Below are 19,727 nucleotides of genomic sequence, written 5' to 3' on the forward strand. Positions count from 1 at the left end.
GTCGGCGAGTGACGACAACGCCGCAGATGCGCGTGCCAGACCCCGCGTCTGCGGCGTGATCCAAACGACAGGCCCTAGGCGGTTCGGTTCGGCTGCGGTCCGCCTGCGGGCCGCCTGACCGACGTACTCAGGAAGCGCCCGCGCCCTCGCCCTCGCCCGCGTCCGCGCCCGCGTCCGCGTCCCCGACGAGCAGTCTCCTCGCCGACTCCCGGAAGTCCGCGACCAGTCGGTTGGTCTCGCCCCGGCGGCTCGCGACCACCACCTCGCAGGGCTCGACGCCCTCCACCGGCACGGTGGCCAGGTCGTCGCGGAGGGCGCTGCGGCGGTCGCCGGACGGGATGAGGGCGACGGCGCGGCCGTCGGCCACCGCTTCGAGCTTGTCCTCGAAGGTGTCGACGAGCAGGGGGCCGAGCGGGGCCGGGGCGCCGTCCGGGCGGGGTTCCAGGCGCCAGAAGCCGGTCCACGCCGAGGCCATGCCGGCGCAGGCGACCAGCGGTTCACCGGCGAAGTCGTCCGGGGTGACGGACTCCTTGCCGGCGAGGCGGTGCGACGCGGGTACGAGGAGGGCCCGGGGTTCCGCGTAGAGGACGGTCGTCTCCAGGCCGTCGGCCGGGATCGGCAGCGGCGTGCGGACGACGACCACGTCGACCCGGCCCTCGGGCAGGGCGCGGGCCTCGTCCCAGTCCAGGTGCAGGGTGCGGACGTGGGCGTCGGGCCGGCGGCGCCGCAGGTCCCGGACGGCCGGGGTGATGACGAGGTCCTCGACGTAGCCGACGGTGATCGTGTGCTGCGGGGCGGCGGAGTGGGCGGCCAGCGTGGCCTGCCGGGCGGCGTACAGCAGTTCCTGGGCCCGGGGGAGGAAGGCGGCGCCGGCCGCGGTGAGCGTGCTGCCCTGGGTGCTGCGCTCCAGCAGGCGTACCCCGAGGGCCTTCTCCAGCCGCTGGATCTGGCGGCTGAGGGAGGGCTGGGCGACGCGCAGGGCCTCGGCCGCGCGGGCGTAGTTCAGGTGCTCGGCGACGACGGTGAAGTACCGGACCAGCCTCAGGTCCAGGTCCGGGTCCACGGGCGGGGCGTTGTCGGCCATGCCCCCCACCTTACGTCCGTACGTCATACCGCCGGCGCATGACGGGGTGCGGAAGAGGACTTGGACGCCCGGGCGAGGGCGGAGGTTGACTCGACGGTGTCCGGCGGGCCCGCCGACCGTCCAACCCGACCCGTATTCGCAAGAGGAGTGTGTCCTGGTCATGGGCAAGTACGAGGGCAAGAAGGTCGTGATCACCGGTGGCAGCACCGGTTTCGGGCTGGTCACCGCGCGATTGCTGGTGGATGAAGGGGCGCGGGTGCTGATCACCGGCCGCGGCCAGGACGCCCTGGACGCCGCCGCCGAGCGGCTCGGCGGCAACGCGGTCGCGGTCCGCAGCGACGCGGGGGAACTGGCTGAGATCGACGCGCTGGCCGACCGGGTGAAGGCCGAGTTCGGCACGGTGGACGCGCTGTTCGCCAACGCCGGGATCAACGGCTTCGCCCCGTTCGAGGAGACCGGCGAGGAACTCTTCGACCAGCTGATGGCGATCAACGCCAAGGGGCCGTACTTCACGGTGCAGAAGCTCGCCCCGCTGCTGGCCGAGGGCAGCGGCGTGGTGTTCACCACCTCCGTCGTCAACGTCCTGGGCATTCCCGCGCTCAGTGCCTACGCGGCCGGCAAGGCGGCGGTGCGGTCGATGACCCGCAGCCTGGCCCGGGAGCTGCTCCCCCGGAAGGTCCGCGTCAACGCGGTCAGCCCCGGCCCGATCGACTCCGGGATCCTGCTGAAGTCGATGCCGAGGGAGGCCGCGGAGCAGATGAAGGCGGGGATGGCCGCGGAGAACCCGATGGGGCGGGTGGGCCGTCCCGAGGAGGTCGCCAGGGCCGTGCTGTTCCTCGCCTTCGAGGCGACCTTCACCACCGGAGCCGAACTCGCCGTGGACGGCGGTGGCTCGCAGATCTGAGCGCCTGCCCCGGCGGACCGCTGTTCCGGAGCCGATTTTCCTGCGGCATATGCGCTCCAGTCGGCAGCGCCGTGTCCAAATCGGCTCACTTGGCGTCAAAAGGCGTACCACGGACGGCTGTTGCCGGGGCCCTCATGTCCTTTCTGTGAAGATTCATGACCCGCGCGCGAGGCGTGTTGCCAAAGCGGTGATAATCGGCCACTCCGTGGCCGGATCGCGTCGCAACAATCCCGCGTGACCGACGCGTTGCCGCCTTTTTGGGCATAGAGGGCGCCGCTTTTCAAGGTGGCGCGCGGTGATAGCCTTCCGGCGTTCACGACCTTGATCCACTCGGCTTAGGTGCTGATCCGAGGTCGGCCTGCGCATCGCGCGACAGCGGTGATGCAGCTCCCAGCGGATGTCACGCGGATCCCCCGAGGCCTGTCCGCAGATGCCTGCATGCCACGCGCCGGGAAGGTTTCTATGAATCGAGACGTGCTCATATGGTGCCTGGTTGCGGTGGCGGCTGTAGCCGCCGCCACAGCCGCGGTCCTGTTCGTCCGCAGCAGAGCCCTGCAAGCGAGAAAGCGGCGGCTGGAGGCCGAACTGGCGGAATCCAAGCGACAGCTGGGTGACGTCCAGGGCAGCCTCGCCCGCAGCGAGAACGAACTGCGACAGGTCCTCAACCAGCAGGACGCCGCCATCCGCGAGGCCGAGCGGACGGCGGAGGAGAACACCAAGGTGGTGCTGAAGGGCGCCGCGCGCCTGCTGCAGAGCCTCACGGCCGAGGCCACCATGATCCTCGAAGGCATCCAGCAGAAGTACGGCGGCCACCCCGTGCTCGCCGATCTGCTGGAGGTCCACCACGCCAACGCCCAGATGGCCCGCAAGTCCCAGGGCATCGCGGTCATGTGCGGCGCTCCGCTGGGCCGCCGTACCCAGCCGGCCAGCGTCTACGACGTCGTCCGCAGCGCCCAGGGCCAGATCCGCAACTACTCGCGGGTCACCGTCATGCAGCACAACGGCATGGCGCTGAAGGCCTCCGCCGTCGCGCCCGTCGCCCTCGCGGTCGCCGAACTGCTCGACAACGCCGCCAGCTTCTCCCAGGCGGACGCGCCGATCGAGGTGACCTTCCAGCAGGTCCAGAAGAACCTGTGCATCATCATCGACGACGCCGGTGTCAGCATGAGCGACGAGGAGCGCCAGAAGGCGACCGCGCTGCTGTCCGGTGACACTCCCCCGCAGCTGTCCCAGCTCGGGACCCAGCCCAAGTTCGGTTTCCCGGTGATCGGCCTGATCGCCCGCCACTACGGATTCAAGGTGGATGTCACCGGCGTCTCCCGCTACGGCGGTGTCCGGGCCGTCGTCCTGCTGCCCGAGGAGCTGTGGACCATGGAGGAGATCACACCGCCGCCCACCGAGGAGGCGCCCGTACGCAGAATCCGGCGCGTCGAGGACACCGACGAGCCCGCCGCTCGTACGGCGCACGGCCTGCCGAAGCGGGGGGCCCGGCAGGCTCCGGTCGAGAGTGTTCAGGGCAACGAGGGCAACGGCCCGATCACTCCCATCAGGGCTCCCCGCCGCGGTCTGGGCGGGCTCCAGCGCGGCACGCTTCGCGGCCGGGACCTCGCAGCACCGACGCCCGAAGGGTCTGAAGAGGCGTGAACCAAGACATGTCGTGGATGGTCCGGGACATCGTGGACAACGTGCCGGGTGCGCGGCACGCCGTGGTGCTGTCCGCCGACGGCCTTCCCCGCGGTGCCACAGAGGGCCTGGCCGAGAAGGACGTGCGGACCATCTCCGCCGCCATGTCCGGCATGCAGGCCCTGAGCAAGGCCACCGCCCACTTCGCCGGAGCCGCCGCCGAGCGGCGGTGGAACCAGACCGTCGTCGAGTTCACCGAGGGCTGGGCCTTCCTGATCGGCGCGGGGCAGGGCGCGTACCTGGCCGCCGCCGCCGACCCGGACGTCGACCTCCAGCAGATCTCCTTCCGGATGCACCGGCTGGTCGCCCGGCTGGGCGAGAACCTGACGGCGCCGCCGAGGGTGAACGGGGAGAACGCCGCCGAGGCGGAGCAGCGCGCCGCGCGGCTGTCGGCGAGCGCCGCCCCGGCCGGCTTCGTCCTGCCGGAGCTGGACAAGGTGATCGCCGAGGTGCCGGGCGCCCGGCACGCCGTACTGCTGGGTTCGCACGGGCTGCCCCGCGGGGCGTCCTCCGGCATGGGCCAGGACCTCGCCGACACCATCTCGGCGGCCATGACCGGCATCCAGGCCTACAGCCGGGCCACGGCGCAGTTCGTGGGCGACCCGGACTTCCAGTGGCGGCAGACCGTCATCGAGTTCCAGCACGGGTGGATCTTCCTGATCGCGGCCGGGGACGGTGCCTTCCTGGCCGCCTCCGCGGCGCCCGACTGCGACATCGACCGGTTCACCGCGCGGCTGGCCGACGCCGTGCCCAGGCTGGGCGTGGGCGGCGCGAGTGGTGCGAGGAGGTCCGGCGATGCATGACGGACCCGACGAAGGACCGGAACTCACCGGGTCGTTAGTACCACTGTTCGTGATCACCGAGGGGCGTGCGCTGCCCCCGGACCACGAGTACGAGCACACCACGCTGGTGACCGCGCAGAACGCCCCGGCCACCGCGACCCGAGCGCTGTCCCCGGAGGCGCGCAGGGTCACGGACCTGGTCGCCGACGGTTTCCTGTCGCTGGCCGAGGTGTCCGCCCACACGCAGCTGCCGCTGGGGATCGTGCGCATCCTGGTGGCTCAACTGGACAACGACGGTCTCCTCCTCGTGCGAAAGCCCATCCCACGCGCCGAACGGGTCGACCGCGAACTGCTCAGCGCTGTGCTCGACGGCCTGAGAAACCAATTCGGAGCGTGACCCGTGACACTCACATCAGATGCCGCACACTCACCCGAGTACCTCAACCCGGACGTCTCCCACTCGGTGAAGGTCCTCGTGGTGGGCCACTTCGGCGTGGGCAAGACCACCTACATCGGCAGCATCTCCGAGATCGAGCCGCTGAAGACCGAGGAGACGATCACCGAGGCCAGTGAGGGCTTCGACGATCTGTCGGGCGTGCCCGACAAGACCACCACCACGGTGGCGATGGACTTCGGCAGGCGTACGCTCAGCAACACCCTCGTCCTGTATCTCTTCGGAACGCCCGGCCAGGAGCGTTTCAAGGAGATGTGGGAGGCGTTGTCCCGGGGCGCGCTGGGCGCGCTGGTCATCGTCGACCCCTCCCGGCTCGACCAGAGCTTCGCGGTCCTCGATCTGGTCGAGCGGTTCGGCCTGACGTACGCCATCGGTGTCAACCGCTTCGACGACACCGCCGCCTACCCGCTCGATGAGGTCCGCGAGGCGCTCAACCTCCCCGAGGAGACCCCTGTCGTGGAGTGCGACGTCCGCGACAGCCAGTCGTCGGCGAAGGCGCTGATCGCCCTCGTGGAACACCTCATGACCCACTTCGGCTAGGAGCCACGGCATGCAGCAGTCCAACACCCCCGAGATACCCCCCGGCTGCCCCGCACACGGCAACACCCAGCTGTTCGGCAACGACTTCGGCTCCGATCCCGAACGGCACTACGACCACCTGCGCTCGCTCGGTCCCAGCGCGCCCGTCGACATCGCGCCGGGCGTCGAGGTCGAGCTGGTCACCGGCTACGACGAGGCCCTGTACTTCCTCCAGAACCCGGCGTGGTTCGTCCGCGACGCCCGCCGCTGGAACGCGCTGAACGAGGGCCGCGTCCCCGAGGACAGCCCGGCGCTGCCGATGATGGGCTACCGGCCCAACGCGCTGTTCAGCGACGGCGCGGCGCACGCCCGGCTGCGGCGGGCGGTCACCGACAGTCTGGCCACCATCGACGAGATGCGGTTCGTACGGCAGACCCAGCAGTCCGCCGACTACCTGATCAGCCGCTTCGGTTCCACGGCGCGCGGCCAGGCCGACCTGATGGCCGACTACGCCCAGCCGCTGCCGCTGCTGGTCTTCAGCGACCTGTTCGGCTGCCCGCCCGAGATCGGCGACCGGGTCATCGTCGGCATCAGCGGCATCTTCGACGGCACGGCCGGCGCCGACGAGGTGCTGGCCGGTGCGCTCACCGAGCTGATCGCGCTCAAGCACCGGCAGCCCGGTGAGGACCTGACGACCCAGCTGATGCGGCACTCCGCCCAGCTGACCGACGAGGAGGTGCTGCACCAGCTCGTCACGCTGCTGTCCGGCGGCACCGCGCCCCTGTCGGCGGCCATCGGCACCAGCGCCGCGCTGTACCTCAGCGAGGAGTGGCGGTCCGGGCTGCCCGTCGAGGACGCGGTCGTGCAGACGCTGTGGGACTACGCGCCGATCGCCAACTACGCGGGGCACTACCCGACCCACGACGTGGAGCTGGCCGGCCGGACCCTGCGGGCCGGCGACCCGATCCTGATCTCCTTCGCGGCGGCCAACACGGACCCGAAGCTGAAACGCCACCGCGAGCAGCTCAGCAAGGCGCACCTGGCCTTCGGTGCCGGGCCGCACGCCTGCCCCGCCAAGGACCCGGCCTTCCAGATGACGGTCACCGCCGTGGAGGCCCTGCTCAACCGGCTGCCCGACGTCGAGATGCGGGTGCCCTTCGACGACCTGCCGTGGATCCCGGCGCCGTGGAGCCGCTGCCTGGTGACCCTGCCGGTGAAGTTCACGCCGCGCTCGGCGCCCTCCGACGCCGCCGCCCCGGCGGGCCCGGCGGGCGACCGTACGGAGCGCTCCTCCGCGCAGCCGCAGCGCGCCGTCGCCGCCGCCACCCGGTCCGCCGCTCCCGCCGCCCCGCAGCGCAAGGGAGGCCTCTTCAGCAACTTCGTCTCCTGGATCAAGGGCGAGTGACGCGAGCGGACGAGCGATGCGAACATGTGAGTGACGTAAGTAACCCTGTGAGAACAGAGGGTTATTGGATGTAGTGATCATCTTGAGGGTATGCATGGCGGCTGCTGCTGAGAAAGGAGCTGCCGCCATGGGGAGTGCCACCACCCCATCCACCGATCGTCGCACCGCCGTCGCTCTCTTCTCCCGCCTGCGTACCCCGCAGGGCCAGGCCGATCCCTTCCCCCTCTACGAGAAGCTCCGGTCCCTGGGCGAGGTCAGCCCGGCGCCCTGGGGCGGATTCGTCGTCACCGGCTACGACCTGTGCGCCGCGCTGCTGCGCGACGGCGACTGGCTGGAGCCGGACAAGGAGTGGCGGGCCCGGCAGGGGCCACGCACCCGCTGGAGCGCGCCCTCCTCGCGGGAGATCAGCAACACCATGCCCGCGCTCAACCCGCCGGAGCACACCCGGGTGCGCCGCGCGGCCGGGTCCTTCGACCGGACCACCATCCAGGAACTGGGCCGGACCGTGGAGGGCATCGTCGATGGACTGCTCGACTCCCTCGCGGAGCGACTGCGCGAGGGAGAGGCCGACTTCTCGGCCCTGGTGAGCGAGCAGTTGCCGATCGCCACCATAGGCAGCTGGCTGGCGCTGCCGGCCGCGGACTGGGACCGGCTGCGCGACCTGACCCACGAGCAGGTCTTCACCCAGGAACTGCTGCCCTCCGCCAGCCAGCTCGCCCGCTCCGACACCGCCCTGATGGAACTGCGCGCCTACTTCCTGGACCTGATCCGGCACCGGCGCACCCATCTGGGCGACGACCCCGTCTCCCGGTGGATACGGACCTGGGACGCGATGGAGGCGGACCGGGACAAGGCCGACGAAGGCGTCTACTTCCTGGCCCTGTTCGTCCTGCTCGCGGCCCTGGAGACCACGTCCACGCTGCTCTCGGCCATGGTGCTGCGCCTGGTGGAGCGGCCCGAGCGGTGGGACCTGCTGGCCGGCTCCCCCGACCTGGTCCCCGCCTTCGTGGAGGAGACCCTGCGCTACGACCCGCCCACCCACGTCATCAGCCGGGTCGCCGCCAAGGACGGTTTACTCGGCGGCTTCGAGGTCCGCGCCGACGACATGGTCCACCTCATGGTCGGCGCCGCCCACCACGACCCGGCCCGGTTCCCCGGCCCCGAACGGTTCGACCCCTCCCGCAACGTCACCCAGCACCTCGGCTTCAGCGGCGGCATCCACTACTGCCTCGGCGCCCCGCTGGCCCGGCTGGAAGCCCAGACCCTGCTCCGCCACCTCGTCCGCCGTCTGCCCCGCCTCACCCTCGTGCGCCGCCCGCCGATGGCGCCGCGCGTGGTCTTCCGGCGCCTACTGAGCCTGGATGTCGCCCTCGCATGAACCACATACCCGCTCTCTCCCCCGTCACCGGCTTCAAGGCCGTCGACGTCACGCAGGACGGCCCCGTCCTGCACGTCCTGCTCGATCCCCACGGCACGGACCCCACCCTCAGCACCGCCGTCGTCGACGATCTCCTCGCCCTGCTCGACGGCCTCCACGACCGCCCCGACATCCGCGCCCTCGTCCTGTCCTCCGCCGGCGACGACTTCTGCTCGGGCGCCGACCGCACCGAGTACCAGGCGGCCCTCGCCGACGACCCCACCGACGCCGGGCTGCGGCGCCTGCTCGACAAGGCGCAGCGCCTGTGCCGCGCCCTGGAGGAGTGCCACGCCGTCACCATCGCCCGGCTGCACGGCAAGGTGATCGGCGCCGGGCTGGCCCTCGCCGCCTACTGCGACCTGCGCGCCGGCGCGGACAGCTGCCGGTTCCGCATGCCGGAGGTGGGGCTCGGGCTGCCGCCGGCCTGGGGCGGGGCGATGGGCCGGCTGATCCAGGAGGTCGGCGGCTCACGCATCCGTGAACTCATGCTCACCTGCGACGTCTTCGACGCCCCGACGGCCCAGCGGATCGGCCTCCTGCACAAGGTGGCCCCCCTGGACCAGCTCGACCACGCCATCGCCGGATGGACGAGGTCCTTCGCCCGGCGCTCCCCCGAAGCGCTGGTCCTGACCAAACGCATGCTCACCGGTTACGCGCGGGCGCATCGTACGGCGGACATCGCGCTGCTCGACTCCCACCTGCTCAGCTCCCACCTCGGCCAGGCGGCGGCGCGCCGGCCGGCCGGCTGACACGGGTTCGCGGGCCCTTCCTGCCCAGGAGGGGCCCGCTGACGGCACCGCCCCTAGGAGCGGCTCCCGGCGTGCCGGTCGCTCTTCCAGAAGCCGGAGAACGTGATGCGGTCCTTCGGCAGGCCGGCGCGGTGCAGATGCCGGCGCCCCTCCGCCGCCAGCAGTTGCTCGCCGACGACGAAGGCGTAGCCGTGCGGGTCCACGTCGACGTGGGCACGGAGTGCGGCCAGCGCCGCCGTGCCGGGGACCGCGTGCGGGTCGGCGCGCGGTATCCAGTCGACGCGTGTGCCGGGCGGGGCGGTCAGGTCACGGCGGTCGGCGTCGGTCGGCACCTCCTGGAGCACCCGGACCGCGCGGGGCGCCGGGTCGCCGGCCAGCGACCGCAGGATGCCCGCGACGGCCGGCAGTCCGCTCTCGTCGGCGACCAGCAGCACGCTCCTCGCGTCGGCGGGCGCGTCGTACAGGAGGCCCTGGTCGAGCAGGGCCATCTCCTCGCCCGCCTCGACCGCGCACGCCCAGACGGCGACGCCGCCCTCGATCTGTCCGTCGGCGCCGCGGTGCACGACGACGTCGATGTCGAGTTCGCCGGGCTCGGCGCGGAAGTCGGCCACGGTGTAGTTGGCGCAGTAGGGCCGTACCTCGTCGGGCATCGCGAGGTACGGCTTCCACCAGGTCTCGGCCTGGACCTCGGGCGCGTGGAAGCGGTCCTGGTGCGGGTAGCGGAAGAACAGCCGGAACCAGTGGTCGTAGCCGCGCCACGGGAACGCGCGGAGGTCGTCGCCGCGGACCGTCACCCGCTGCATGTTCGGGGTGAGGCGCGTGCTCGATGCGACCGTGGCGCGGAACAGTCTCGGGTCACGTCGGCTGGGACGCTCGCTGGAGCTCATGAAGGTTAGGCTAAGCTAAGTTGGCGATCATCGCCATGCCGATCCCGTCCCCACACGCGCGGGCCCGGCCCGGCCGGAAGAGGCCGGACCGGGCCCGCGGGTCGCCGCCGACCGGCTCTCAGCTCAGGCCGCCCTCCCACTCCCTGGCCGGTGACCAGAGTCCGGTGCCGGTGCCGGCGCGTCCGCCGGTGTCACCGTGGGCGCCGCCCGCCGCGGCCGACCGGTGGTCGCGGTCCGTCCGCTGGAAACCGACCGTGTAGGTGCGCACCACCGCTCCGTTGGCCGACGTCACCGTGAGGGTCCGGGTGGTGAACCCGGGGGCGGACGAGGAGACGGTGGAGCTGCCGGCGGTGACCTTCACCCGCGCCCCGGACGCCGCCGTCACGGCGCCGACGGCCGGGAGCTTCCCGTTCTTGGGCCGGTCCACGACGTACGTGGAGACGTCCGGGTCGAACCCGTCGATCGCCACGCCCCCGACGGTGATCGCCGACGCGTCGGCGACACTCGCCTGCGTGGCGTCCGAGAAGTTCGTCACCGTGACCGAACCGTCGGCGTTCACGACCACGTTCGCCGCCATCGCCGCCGCCAGGTTGATCCGCTGCCAGCTCTCCCCGCCCTCGGCGGTGAGGTCGAGCGGGTAGCCGGAGTCCGTCGCCGTCTGCTCCAGGATCTGCGTGCGCTGCTCGGCGGTGAGGTCCGGGAAGGCCGTGGTGAGCAGCGCCGCCGCGTCGGACGGCGCCTGAAGGGCCTGACCGGCCTTGCCGACCTGCGAGAACCCGTACGTCAGGCGCTGCGTGTACAGGTCGATGTGCCGCGCCGTGCTCAGCCCGGCGTACGGGTCGCCCGCACAGGCCGTGAGCGTGTCGCCGTACCCCTTCGCCTCGCACCGGGCCAGCAGCACGTTCTCCATCTCGGTGTGCGCCTGCGCCAGCAGCTTCTCGAACTCGGGGTCCGCCCACCGGTGGGCCACGGTGGCCTGCGCGGTCATCCGGCCGCCCATGACGTCGAGCGGGTAGTGGAAGCCGAGGACGATGCGGTTGTCCCCGTACTCCGAGGCACGGGCGAGGATCGACGGCGCCAGCTCGGGCAGCAGCGTGGCGAGGATCGTGCCGGCCTCGTAGCCGCCGTAGGTGTGGCCGCTGGGGTACGAGCCCTGGCCGGCCAGTCCGCTGTAGCCGCTGTCCTGCGACTCGTAGACGTACCCGCCGTCCCCGACGAACCCGAGCCGCACGTACGGGCGGGGGTAGTCGTAGTGCTCCTTCGCCGCGTCGTGGGTGTCGAGGCTCTTGGCGACCCGGCCGAACAGGGCGTTCGTCTTCGGCAGGTCACCGCTCTTCAGGGCGTCCAGGTAGATCTCGCCGAGCCGGGAGCCGAGGCCGTCGGCCATCGTGACGGTGCCGCTGGACGCGGCGTCCACCTCGGCCCGGTCGACCTGGGCCTGGGTCGCCGCGTTGTTGATGCGTACGGCGATCGCGTCGTTCTCCGCGGTGAGCGCGTCGGTCGCGGTCTCGGCGCCGAGGATGCCGGTGCCGAGGTCGTCGATGCCGCTGAGGAGGTTGTTGAACCAGTCGCTCCCGTCGTCGGTGGCCGGCCAGGAGTCGGAGGGGTAGGCCGCGTCGAGGGTCTCGTCGGGGAAGGGGGACGGTTCGTAGGCCGCGGGGTCCCCCGAGGCCGCGGTGGCCGTCGCCCCGGGTTCGTCCGACGTACCGGCCAGGGTGACCGCGGTGACCGTGGCGGTGTGGGTCTTCGCCTTGCCCCCGGTGGTGAGCAGGGCCGTGTCCGCCGTGCCGGGGACGCGGGCGGTGGTGCCGTCGTCCAGGGTCACGGTGTAGCCGATGAGCGGGTGTCCGCCGTCACCGGCCGGCCGCCAGTTCACCCGGACCTGCTTGCCGTCGGTGACCACCGCCGTGACGGTCGGCGCCTGGGGCTTGCTGTCGCCGGTGACCACGGGCTGGGTCGCCGCGCTGCGCTCCGAGGCGCCGACGGCGTTCAGCGCGCGGACGCGGGCCGTGTACGACGTGCCGGACTTCAGCTGGGTGAAGGTCGTGGCCCGGGTCTCCGGGTCCTTGATCCGCACCTGGTGGCCGCCGCTGAGGGTCATCTCGTAGCCGGTGACGGCCGAGCCGCCGTCGTCCTCGGGCGCGGCCCAGGTGACCGTCACACTGGTGCCGGACGCCGTCGCGGACACCGCGTCCGGTGCGGTCGGTGCCGTCTTGCGCTTCGTCTTCAACGCGGAGACGGCCTGGTCGAGGGCCTGGTAGCGGGTGGTCAGGGTCTCGTCGGTGGCCGCGTCGTCCGCGAGGGCGGACCTGGCGGCGGTGAGGGCGGTGGTGAATGCCTCCCAGGTGGTGTCCGTGTAGCGGGCGTCGGTGAGCGCCGACGCCGTGGTGACCAGGTCCTCCAGCTTCAGTCGCGGCAGCGGGGTGAGCTGCTTGGCGGCCAGGGTCAGGCTCCGCGTCCGGGTGTCGGCCTCCAGCTGGGTCGCCTGGTCGGCGGCGGCCAGCAGGTCACGGGCGGCGGCGAGTTCGCGCTCGTACACCCCGAAGTCGACGGTGCCGTACCGGTCGGCGTCACCGGCCAGTCCCTCGTACTGCTCGATCGCCTTGCTGAGCGCGGTGGTGTCCGTCTCGGCGGGCGCCTCGACGTGGCTGAAGGTGAGCCGGCCGAGGTTGGCGACGTACGGGTGCGAGGAGTCGGCGGTCGTGGTAAGCCGCAGGTACACGGTGTGCGGGCCGGTGACCGCCTTCGGCAGGGCGAGGCTGGTCGTGCCGCCCGACGACCACGAGCTGCCGGTGACCGGGAGCGGGACGGTCGCGTACGGGGTTCCGGGGTTGTCCGCGTCGAAGGAGTCCAGGTAGAGCTGGACGGCGGAACCGGTGCCGCAGCGGGCGGAGTTGTTGACGTAGGTGAGGGTGACGGTGTTCTTGGACGAGCTGCCGAAGTCGATGTCGCCGTAGTCCAGCCAGGCGCCGTCGTAGGTGCCGCCGAGGCTGGTGGCGGAACCGGCGTCGCTCCAGGTGGCCGTCTCGCTCTTCAGCCCGCCGCCGCTGTTCGCCCGCCACGCCGTGGCGTCGAGGACGGCCGGCGCGTCGGCGCTGCGGGTGAGGGAGAGGGAGTAGACATTGGCGACGTACGGCTGGGCGTCGGTCTGGGTGCTCGACACGAACGTGGCGTACACGTCCTGGACGCCGGTGAAGACGTCCGGGTCGAGCTGTACGGAGGTGGTGGCGACGGTGCCCCAGCCGGAGCCGGTGTGGTCGAGCGGGATGTCGACGCTCCGCTCGCCGTCCTTCGCACCGAGGTGCAGTTCGATGTGCGAGTCGGAGGCCGCGCGGGACTGCGGCTTGTCGTAGCTGACGGTCACCGTGTCGGCGCCGTCACCGAGGTCGGTGTCCTTCCACTCCGCCCAGGCACCGTTGGTGACGTTCTCGAAGACGCCGCCGGTGAGCTTCAGCGGCAGCGAACCGTCGCCGGTGGCGGTGGCGTTCGGGGCGGTCAGCGTGGCGAGGGTGGTGGTCCCGCCGGAGGACGGGGTGTCGTACGGGGAGAACTGGAACCAGTCGAAGTTGGACACCCACTGCTGCCCGGCGGGCGCGTGGAACACGAACGTCACACCGGACGCGTCCAGCAGGGCGTCCGGGTCGGTGACGGCGGCCCGCACGGTGGTGTAGTACTGCCAGCCGCCGGTGCCGGGGAGGGAGACGGTGGCGACGACGGGGCCGTCGGCGTCGCCGGCGTGGATGTCGACGCTGCTCGGTTTGGCGCTGGTGGCCTGCGAGTTGGCGTACCGGACGGAGAGGCTGCGCGGGGCGACCCCGCCGAAGTCGAGGCCGATGTACCGCACCCACGACCCCTCGGTGACACCACCGAGGTCGCCGTCCGAGTAGTACGCCTCACTGACGAGACTCGGCCCCTCCTTCTGGTCCGGGTCCTCGGCCTGGAGCACGGCGTAGCCGCCCTCGTCGAGGGTGAGCGCGTCGATGGCCGACTGGAGCGTGTCATGAGCGGCCATGAGCGTGCCGGTCACGGAGTCGGTGTCGGCGAGGACGGTCCGGGCGCGTTCGAGGGCCGTCCGGAAGACGGTCCAGGAGCCGTCGGAGTAGCTGCCGCTCCGTACCAGGGCCGCCTGGTCCGTCAGGGTGCCGAGGGCCTCGCGCCGCACGGCGGCGGCGGAGACGACCAGCGGATCGGTCACCGAGACACCGGTGCCGGTCACGGAGGAGGCCGGCACCTTGCGGGCGAAGGCCGCGTCGCGGAAGGTGAGACCGACCCGGACGTCGGTGTCGGTGGAGCCGCTGAACTTCAGCGTCGCCGTGCGCGAGCCGGTGACCCGGAGGTCGGCCGTCACGCCCTCCGGCAGGCCGGTGACGCTCGCCGCGCCGGTCCTGGTGAGGCTGGTGCCCTTGCGCGCGGCGAAGGCCGCCTTGCCGGAGAGGGTGAGCCGCACGCTGTCGTCGACGGTGCCGTCGGCGGCGGTGGCGACGGTGGCGGGGCGGGCGGAGAGGACGGACTTGCCGGCGTTCGTGCCGCCGTCACCGTCGTCGGTGCTCGTGCTCAGGGAGTAGGCGGGGTCGGTCTTGGCACCCCAGGAGGACGGCTTGGCCCCCATGGTGAAGTCGAGGGTCCCACCGGCGATGATCTGCGAGTAGTCCAGCCAGGTGTTGTCGAACCGCTTGCCGTTGAGCGTGGCACGCTGCACGTAGTAGTTGCTGTCCGACACCCCGCCGGCCTTCACGGTGAACGTGCTGCCGTTGCCGTAGGTGATCGTCGTGGAGTCGAAGAACGGGCTGCCGATCTGGAACTGGCTCGACCCGGCGGTCACCGGGAACAGTCCCAGCGCGGCGGCGACGAACATGGTCGACATGGTCCCGGCGTCGTTGTCCATGGTCGGCAGGAAGCCGTCCGGGGCGAGTTCGTAGACCTTGGTCTTGACCGGCGGGGTGAACTCGCCGCCGGAGCTGGGCGCTTCGTTCGTCGACCCGGTGGCGATGTACCGGTTCCAGGTCTCCTTGGTGTAGATGGACCGCACCCACTTCTGCGTCAGGCTCGGCTCACCGACGTAGTTGAAGAGGTAGGGGGCTTGCAGGTCGATCTCGTTGGCGTTGGAGTGCAGCATGGTCGAGCCGTCGTCGGCGTCGGAGTCCTCACCGAACATGTGCAGCATCGCGGCCCGGCCGGCCTTCTCGCCGCCCATCGCCTCGATCAGGCCGTCCATGTCGTAGGCGTCGTACCAGTGGTACTGCCACAGGGTGCCCTGGTAGAGCTTGGCCGCCTCGAACTTCTCGTGGTCGACGCTCTGCCAGTCGCCGTCGGCCTCGCGCGGGGTCAGCAGCCCGACCTCGGTGCCGTCGGCGGCGGTCCAGGCGCCGGACTTGACGAGGTTGTCGATGGCCATCGTCGACTGGGTACGCAGCTTCTTCGCGTCCTCGTCCTTGCCGAGCGCGTCGGCGATGACGGCCAGCGCCCACTGGTCGTAACCGCGCTGCACGGTCGTACCGGGGTCCTCCGCGATGTACCCCTGCCGCAGCTGCGTGCCCGTGTAGTACCCGACATACGACTTCAGCGCGGGATACGCCTCGTCGAGCCGGTCGAAGTCGTCGTACCCCTTCGACAGCGCGTCGGCGATCACGACGGCCAGCCGCTCCCAGCGCACGGTCGGCACCGAGTGGGTGAGGCTGCCGAGGCTCTTGCCGGCGGTGTGCGCGTCGGCGAAGAGGATGACGGCCGACTGCACCATGTCCCGGTAGGCGGCCGGGTCGATGTACGCCTCGACGGAGAACTTGCGGAAGTCGTCCCAGGACGACCAGGAGTCGTAGTACGTGAACCCGTTCGCCTTGTGCACCGCGCCGTCGACACCCCGGTACGTACCGCTGGTGCTGGTGGCGTTCACCGGCAGTGCGTACATGCGGTACAGGTGCGTGTAGAACTGCTTGGTCAGCGTGGAGTCCGGGTCGGCCGTCCTCGACGCCTGTACGGCGACGGTGCCGAGGGTTCTGTTCCACTCCGCTTTCGTCCGCTCCCGCGCCTGGTCGAAGGTGAGGTCGCCGACCTCGTCGGCCTGGTCGGTGGCGGCCTGCTCGGCACTGACCGGCGAGAGGGTGATGCGCAGTTCGATGGCGTCACCGTCGGCCGCGTCGAAGCCGAGGACGGCGCCGGTGTCGGTGCCGTCCTGCGCGGTGGCGTCGGTGAGCTTGCCGTCGCCGCCCCAGGTCTTCAGGGACGTCACCGGCACGTTGGTGGTGGCGTGGTAGTACATGCGGTACGAGGCGCCGTTGAACGACCCGGCGATGAGGCCGCTGATGGCGGTGGTGCCGTCCGCCTGCTCCGTCGCGTCCAGGGTGGCGCGGGTGCGGCTGGTGAAGTTGTTGGCGAGGTCCAGCACCAGTTGGGGCTTCGCCCCGGCGGGGAAGCGGTACCGCTCCAGCGCGGTGCGCGTCGTCGCCGTCATCTCGGCGTCGATGGTCCCGGCGGAGGCGTCGAGGCCGACCTGGTAGTAGCCGGGCGTCGCGGTCTCGTCGTCGTGGCTGTAGGCGTGCGCGTAGCTGCTGGTGGCCGGGCGGCTGCCGTACTCCTCGGAGGTCGGCACGACCAGCAGGTCACCACCGCCGCCGGAGCCGCCGACGCCGTCGAGGTTCGTCGCGGTGAACCCGGCGATGTGGTCCTCGTTGTAGTCGTACCCCGAGTGGTTGCGGTTCGGCGTGGTCATCGGGTTGACCTTGGCGAGCCCGTGCGGGGCCTGGGCACCCGGGAGGTCGTTGCCGTCGTCACCGGCGGTGGAGACGAAGGGGTCGACGAGGGCGGTGTAGTCCTTGCCGCCGGGCGCCGCCTGCGGGGCGGCTACGGCCGTGGCGGTGGTGCCGGTCAGGGCGGCCAGGGCGAGGGCGCCGGCGAGCAGGGTGGCGGTGAACTTCGTCCTTTGCGTGGATCTTGTGGGCCTTATGGATCTTGTGGGCCTTACAGGTCTTGTGGGTCTTGTGGGTCTTATGGACACGGAACCTCTCCAGCATCGCGATGTACGCGCACGCTCGGGCCCCGTCGGGACAACGTTGTCACCACCACTGCCACCGCCGCGTGCACAACTTCCGTCATCAGATACGGAGTAGTCGTACAACGGGGAAACAGTGTTCGTACAGGGGGGTTCAGCTACTGAGCCGACCTCTCCGATGGTCGGTCCCTGGCCGACCAGGCGGCGGCGTCAGTCCAGGACCGACTGCTTCGAGTGCGGCCACGACCTCGTGGCCGATGGCTGCCGTGGTCCCGGGCGAGCCGTCGAAGCCGCCGTGGAGGAGCATCAGTCCTCGGCCGGCTGCTGCAGAGTCCGTGCACTGGGTGTGTCACCTCCTTCCCGCCGTCGTAGCCGCGTGAGGCGGCCGGGACCGTCGCGGCGGCCCGCACCGACGGTGCGTCGATGATTCCCGCCGTGGGCTCGGCCTCACGGCCCTCGCGCTCACGGGCCTTCCCGCGCAGCCGGTCGTGGAACCCGGTGATCAGCCCGCGCTCGCGCCAGCGGCGGAAGAAGGCGTGAACCCGGCCCCAGTCAGGGAAGTCCGCGGGCATCGCCCGCCAGGGGATCCCGTCCGCGACCAGGCAGCGGACCGCGTCCAGCAGCTGGCGATGGCAGTAGCCCTCGGGCTGCCCGCCCCGGCCCTTCAGCGCCCTTCAGCCAGGCCGGCACCGGCAGCAGCGGTCGGATGGCCGCCCACTCCGCGTCCGTCATGTCCGACGGATACCGGCGCACCCGGTCGGGACGATCGGCTGCGTTGCCGTACACGTGCGTGAGGCAATCACACGACGGCGCAGCCGAGTTGAACCGGACGGGCTCGGACGCGTACAACAACGTCACCAGGGCCTCCCGGTACTGCTCGGTCGGAATCGCATCCCCGAGCTACCGAGAGGCCCTGTCTTCATGCACGCACAACGGGGAGATCACCCCAGCGGGGAACCTGTTCGACCCGCACATTCCATGATCGGTTGAGATACAGCTTCGAGGTAGCCGACCATGTGTCAATGAAGTCGATCCGCCTCTGGTGGTCAGACGGGAACAAGGCCGCAGCGGCGGTCAGAGAGGCGCCGAGCACCGTTGCGGATGGCCGACGCGGTCAAGCCTGTTCCGGCCATCCCTTATACGGGTCCAGACGCCGGCGCGGCGGCCTCGGGGCGTGGTCGGTGAGGTCTTTTGGTTGGCGGCCCGGGGTCTCCTGGACGTGGATCTTCACCTCGCCGTCGACCGGCGGCCTCTCGACAACCAGTGTGCCGGTGCCGGCCTCGGGCACGTCCCGGGAGCTTCGTGACTACTTCAACCGTTGGCGGATGCGTTGCCGTGCCCAGAGCGCCGAGACCGTGGGCACGATCGCGGCGTTCATCGCGGCCGGAGGCTCAGGAACCAGCCACGTTCGTGGGCGCGGTCCAGCCGGTAGCTCGGATCCACTCAACCAGGTCCAGGGTGGCCGGCTCGATCGAGCTCACCACCGCGAGGTCCGAAGGTTCCGCCGCCTTCGCGAACTCGCGGAACATCGCCTTGTCGAGGTCGGTGGGAAGCACGCTCAACGGGAGGGCCTCGTACCGTGCCGGGAGCCCGGCGCGCGCGCCGAACGCCGCGGCGATCTGGGGGCCCGTCAGCTCGTCGCCGACGAGCTCGACGGCTCCGCCGGGCGCCTCCGCGGTGTCGAGCAGGAGCGCGGCGGCGACCCGGCCGATGTCCCTGACCGAGATCATCTTCAGGGCGACGTCCTCCGGCAGCGGCAGCCTCAGCACGATCTCCCCATGCTCCAGGCTCGGTGCCATCACGCTCGCGAAGTTCTCCATGAAGGCGGTCGCGCGAACCATCGAGGCCCTCAGGCCGGACTTCCTCAGGTGCTCCTCGATCCAGTGCTTCGAGTCGTGGTGCGGCACACCCGACTCCCGGTCCGCTCCGAAGACCGAGTTGAACACGACGTGCGGGACGTCCGCCTCGACCGCCGCGTCGACGAGCGCGGTACCGATGCGGATCTCCGCCTCGACCTCTTCGAGGCTGTTCGCCTCCGGGGTCATGAAGTAGAACCCCTCGACCGTCGCCAGCGCGGCGGCCAGCGACGCCGGGTCGTCGGTCCGGATGGCCGCCAGCTCGACGCCGCGGGCGGCCAGCGCCTGAGCCCGGTCGGACTGCGGGTTGCGGACCAAGGCCCGCACCCGCGCCTTGTGGTCCAGCAGCGCGTCGACCACCGCCCCGCCCTGTTGCCCCGTCGCGCCGAAGACTGCGATCGTGCCGGCCGTCTGTGTGCTCATCGCTGCCACCCTTCACTAGTTCATGGCATGAACGAAACTAGTTCACGCCATGAACTACGTCAAGGTGCGGGTGCAGCGGGACCTCACGGTGTGATGGGTTGGTTCGAGGTGGGCGAAGAGAGGTCCGAGGTGTCCACGATGGCGGTGGCCAAGCGCTCAAAGTCGCGCTGGTCGTCGGCGTCGAGATTCCTCGCGATCTCGGGCAGGCGCTTGGCGACCTCGGCGTAAACGGCCTCGGCGAGCACCTTCCCCGTGGGCGTCACACTGAGCATGACGACCCGTCGGTCCTGCGCCGAGCTCGCCCGCCCGACCAACTCGCGCCGCGCGGTGCGATCGACCAGCTGGCTCAATGCGTTCTTGGTCATACCCAACGACGCGGCGAGGTCAGCCATCTGCCGCGGCTCGTTCCTGACTGCGCAGAGCAGCGTGGCCTGCGAAGGGGTCAGGTCGAACTCGACGCAGATCTGCGCGTACTTGCGTTGAATCACAACCGAGAGCCAGAAGAGCTTGTCGCCATAGTCCACGCCGGCCTCCTCCGTCCGATGGCGAACGATCAGCCTACTCGTCGCGGGCCGGCAG

Annotated in this window: 13 protein-coding genes and 2 pseudogenes; 8 read left to right on the forward strand and 7 right to left on the reverse strand. The window is 71.0% G+C overall.

The genetic code is table 11. The annotated features are described in order from the left end of the window. Positions 1-127: 127 nt before the first annotated feature. The gene (locus tag J7I94_RS29800) at positions 128-1,084 is read right to left on the reverse strand and encodes a LysR family transcriptional regulator (protein WP_215172018.1); all 957 of its coding nucleotides are present in this window, start codon (positions 1,082-1,084) and stop codon (positions 128-130) included. Positions 1,085-1,244: 160 nt separating this feature from the next. Here J7I94_RS29800 and J7I94_RS29805 point away from each other — a divergent pair, with 160 nt between their 5' ends. The 8 genes from J7I94_RS29805 (at position 1,245) to J7I94_RS29840 (ending at position 8,997) form a co-directional block, all read left to right on the forward strand. Next, positions 1,245-1,988 carry an SDR family oxidoreductase gene (locus J7I94_RS29805; RefSeq protein ID WP_215172020.1) on the forward strand — a complete coding sequence of 248 codons (744 nt, stop codon included), beginning with the start codon at positions 1,245-1,247 and terminating at the stop codon, positions 1,986-1,988. Between the two features lie 498 nt (positions 1,989-2,486). Continuing rightward, entirely contained in the window at positions 2,487-3,632 is a 1,146-nt protein-coding gene (locus J7I94_RS29810; RefSeq protein ID WP_374198440.1) for an ATP-binding protein, read from the forward strand. Between the two features lie 17 nt (positions 3,633-3,649). Continuing rightward, the gene (locus tag J7I94_RS29815; protein ID WP_215172098.1) at positions 3,650-4,474 is read left to right on the forward strand and encodes a roadblock/LC7 domain-containing protein; all 825 of its coding nucleotides are present in this window, start codon (positions 3,650-3,652) and stop codon (positions 4,472-4,474) included. Next, complete coding sequence (locus J7I94_RS29820) at positions 4,467-4,850, forward strand: DUF742 domain-containing protein (protein WP_215172022.1); 384 nt, start codon at positions 4,467-4,469, stop codon at positions 4,848-4,850. The genes J7I94_RS29815 and J7I94_RS29820 overlap by 8 nt, the downstream gene beginning before the upstream one ends. Positions 4,851-4,853: 3 nt before the next feature. Then, positions 4,854-5,447 carry an ATP/GTP-binding protein gene (locus J7I94_RS29825; protein ID WP_308114754.1) on the forward strand — a complete coding sequence of 198 codons (594 nt, stop codon included), beginning with the start codon at positions 4,854-4,856 and terminating at the stop codon, positions 5,445-5,447. A 10-nt stretch (positions 5,448-5,457) separates the two neighbouring features. Next, positions 5,458-6,831 carry a cytochrome P450 gene (locus J7I94_RS29830; protein WP_215172024.1) on the forward strand — a complete coding sequence of 458 codons (1,374 nt, stop codon included), beginning with the start codon at positions 5,458-5,460 and terminating at the stop codon, positions 6,829-6,831. 127 nt (positions 6,832-6,958) lie between these two features. After that, a complete protein-coding gene (locus J7I94_RS29835; protein ID WP_215172025.1) occupies positions 6,959-8,209 on the forward strand; it encodes a cytochrome P450 in 1,251 nt (416 codons plus the stop codon). Then, positions 8,206-8,997: an enoyl-CoA hydratase/isomerase family protein gene (locus J7I94_RS29840; protein WP_215172027.1), complete on the forward strand. Its 792-nt coding sequence runs from the start codon at positions 8,206-8,208 to the stop codon at positions 8,995-8,997. The genes J7I94_RS29835 and J7I94_RS29840 overlap by 4 nt, the downstream gene beginning before the upstream one ends. A gap of 53 nt (positions 8,998-9,050) precedes the next feature. Here J7I94_RS29840 and J7I94_RS29845 read toward each other — a convergent pair whose 3' ends face one another. The 6 genes and pseudogenes from J7I94_RS29845 to J7I94_RS29865 all read right to left on the reverse strand — a co-directional run bounded on the left by J7I94_RS29845 (position 9,051) and on the right by J7I94_RS29865 (position 19,672). Then, positions 9,051-9,884 (reverse strand): siderophore-interacting protein, encoded by an 834-nt coding sequence (locus J7I94_RS29845; protein WP_215172029.1) that lies wholly within the window; start codon positions 9,882-9,884, stop codon positions 9,051-9,053. A gap of 118 nt (positions 9,885-10,002) precedes the next feature. Then, positions 10,003-16,875 (reverse strand): glycoside hydrolase domain-containing protein, encoded by a 6,873-nt coding sequence (locus tag J7I94_RS29850; RefSeq protein ID WP_374198441.1) that lies wholly within the window; start codon positions 16,873-16,875, stop codon positions 10,003-10,005. Positions 16,876-17,023: 148 nt separating this feature from the next. After that, positions 17,024-17,218 (reverse strand): annotated as a pseudogene (locus J7I94_RS39595) (hypothetical protein); the annotation flags it as partial. A 208-nt stretch (positions 17,219-17,426) separates the two neighbouring features. Continuing rightward, positions 17,427-17,537, reverse strand: a pseudogene (locus J7I94_RS39300) (IS5/IS1182 family transposase); the annotation flags it as partial. Between the two features lie 723 nt (positions 17,538-18,260). Then, on the reverse strand, positions 18,261-19,148 hold the full coding sequence (locus J7I94_RS29860; protein WP_215172031.1) for an NmrA/HSCARG family protein: 888 nt from the start codon (positions 19,146-19,148) through the stop codon (positions 18,261-18,263). 83 nt (positions 19,149-19,231) lie between these two features. Next, positions 19,232-19,672, reverse strand: coding sequence for a MarR family winged helix-turn-helix transcriptional regulator (locus tag J7I94_RS29865; RefSeq protein WP_215172039.1), 441 nt, complete (start codon positions 19,670-19,672; stop codon positions 19,232-19,234). Between the last annotated feature and the right edge of the window lie 55 nt (positions 19,673-19,727).

Source organism: Streptomyces sp. ISL-12 (genome assembly GCF_018614415.1).
Classification (GTDB): domain Bacteria; phylum Actinomycetota; class Actinomycetes; order Streptomycetales; family Streptomycetaceae; genus Streptomyces.